Annotated in this window: 1 protein-coding gene; it reads left to right on the plus strand. The window is 66.2% G+C overall.

The window, feature by feature from the left end:
- Nucleotides 1–144: 144 nt before the first annotated feature.
- Nucleotides 145–2,670 (plus strand): polyketide synthase dehydratase domain-containing protein (locus tag AB0H00_RS31890; RefSeq protein ID WP_357273648.1); only part of this gene is annotated, 2,526 nt, incomplete at its 3' end.

The following is a 2,670-nucleotide window of genomic DNA, read 5'->3' on the forward strand; positions in this document are numbered from 1 at the left end:
GTTGGGGTGGGTGTGGATTGGGGGGTGTTGCTGGCGGGGGGTGTGGTTGGTCGGGTTGGGTTGCCGACGTATGCGTTTCAGCATCAGCGGTATTGGTTGGCTGTGGCGGGTTCGGGTGATGTCCGGGCCTCGGGTGTGGAGGGTGTGGAGCATCCGTTGTTGGGTGCGGCGGTGTGGTTGCCGGAGTCCGAGGGTGTGGTGTTGACGGGTCGGTTGTCGTTGTCGAGTCATGCGTGGTTGGCCGATCATGTGATCGGTGGGGTGGTGTTGTTGCCGGGTACGGCGTTTGTGGAGTTGGCGTTGCATGTGGGGGCGATGGTGGGTAGTCCGCGGTTGGCGGAGTTGGTGGTGGCGGCGCCGTTGGTTGTGCCGTCGGTGGGTGCGGTGGAGTTACGGGTGATGGCCGCTGGAGCTGATGAGGCGGGCTCACGAGTGGTGTCGGTGTATTCGCGTCGGCAACGCGAGGGTGAGTCGGAGCAGGCGGACTGGGTTCGTCATGCCACGGGAACGCTTGTCACGGCCTCGTCGGCGTCGGCGTCGTCGGGTCGGGTCGGGTCGATGGAGGCGAGTTGGCCGCCGGTGGCGGCGTTGCCGGTGGAAATCGGTGATCTCTACGGCGAACTCGCCGAGCGTGGTTACGGGTACGGACCCCTGTTCCAGGGGTTGACCGCGTTGTGGCGGCGTGGGGGAGAGGTTTACGCGGAAGTGGATCTGCCCGAGCAGGCGCAGTCCTCGGCGGGCCGGTTCGGAATACATCCGGCGTTGCTGGATGCGGTACTGCACGCGGTGGCGCTGGGCGGGCTGGTCTCCCCGGCCGCTGCGGGAGAGATCCTGGTGCCTTACTCGTGGGAGAACGTGGATCTACACGCTGTGGGGGCGGGGTCGGTGCGGGTGGGGTTGAGCGTGGCCGAGGCTGATTCTTCTTCTGGTGTGGATAGTCGACGGGTCAGGTTGACACTCGCTGACGCCGGGGGCGCGCCGGTGGCCGATGTCGCGGTGTTGACACTGCGCCCGGTCCCGATCCGCGCACTGGGATCTTCTGGTGCTGCGGTGGCCGGTGGCGGTGTCCACCGGCTCGGTTGGATCGCGTTGCCCGTCGCCAAGCCCGGTGATGTCGGTGCCGACCCGCAGTGGACACGCACGCAGCAAGGGGAAACGGTGACCATCGCCGGCAAGCCGGTCGCGGTGCTGCGCCTCGAGCAGGCACCTGCGGGTAGGGATATGCCCAGCGCGGTTCATGACCGACTTGTCGAGGTCGCCGACGCAGTCCGGGAACTGCTGGCACGCCGTGAGCGGATCGTGGTCGTGACCAAGGGCGCGGTCGGGGTGGATCCCGGCGAGGCAGTAGATCCGATCGGCGCGGCGGTGTGGGGTTTGCTGCGTAGCGGCCAGAATGAGAACCCCGGCCGGATCACCCTCATCGACGTGGATCGTTGGGACGGCTACCGCGACGGTGTCGCGGCTGCTTCGGCCCTCGCGGACGAACCCCAGATCGCGTGGCGACACGGCGTGGCGTTCGCGCCGCGATTGACCCGCGGTATCGGTGACACAGTAGGGGCCAGTGAGTTGTCACACGCGCCGGGGTGGGCGTTGACTCAGCTCGGTAAAGGCACTTTGACCGGGGACAACCTTGTTCTGGTCCAGACACCGACCGCATGGCGGGCGTTGGGCCCTGGCGAGGTTCGGGTGGGTTTGCGTGCGGCGGGAGTCAATTTCCGGGATGTGTTGATCGCGTTGGGTATGTATCCGGACACCGATGCCGTGATCGGTGGTGAGGGTGCGGGTGTGGTGTTGGAGGTGGCCTCCGACGTCACCGAATTCGCGGTGGGTGACCGGGTTTTCGGGTTCGTCGCCGATATCGGTTCGGTAGTGGTGACCGACCACAGGATGCTGGCGCGGGTACCGCGGGGATGGTCGTTCGCGCAGGCCGCGGCGGTACCGGTGGTGTTCGTGACGGCGTATTACGGCTTGGTCGATTTAGCGCAGGCCAAACCCGAGGAAACGTTGCTGCTGCATGCCGCGACCGGTGGTGTGGGCACAGCTGCTGTCCAGTTGGCGCGGCATCTGGGTTTACGGCTGTTGGTGACCGCCAGCCAACCCAAATGGGATGTGCTGCGGGGTATGGGATTCCACGATGCGGTGATCGGGGATTCCCGCACCCTGGACTTCGAGGAGAAGTTCCTGAAACTCACCAACGGACGCGGCGTCGATATCGTGTTGGATTCGCTGGCAGGTGAATTCGTGGACGCCTCGCTGCGACTGTTGCCACGCGGTGGACGGTTCCTGGAGATGGGATTGATCGATCGCCGCGATCCCGGCGAGGTCGCCGCGCGGCATCCAGGGGTGGACTATCGAGGTTTCCACCTCAGCGAGATCGATCCCGACCGCACACGGGAGATCCTGAGCGTGCTGGTCGAGCTGTTCGACACCGGGGTGCTGGCCCCACCACCGGTGACGGGCTGGGACGTGCGCCAAGCCCCCGAAGCGTTCCGGTACCTCAGCCAGGCACTGCATATCGGTAAGAACGTGCTCGCCATTCCAGCGCCGCTGCGGCCCGAGGGCACCGTGTTGATCACCGGTGGTACCGGTGGGCTGGGTGCGGTAGCGGCGCGGCATCTCGTCACCGAGCACGGTGTGCGCAGACTGGTATTGGCAGGCAGGCGTGGTTGG

The organism is Nocardia sp. NPDC023852 (genome assembly GCF_040639505.1).
Classification (GTDB): Bacteria; Actinomycetota; Actinomycetes; order Mycobacteriales; family Mycobacteriaceae; genus Nocardia.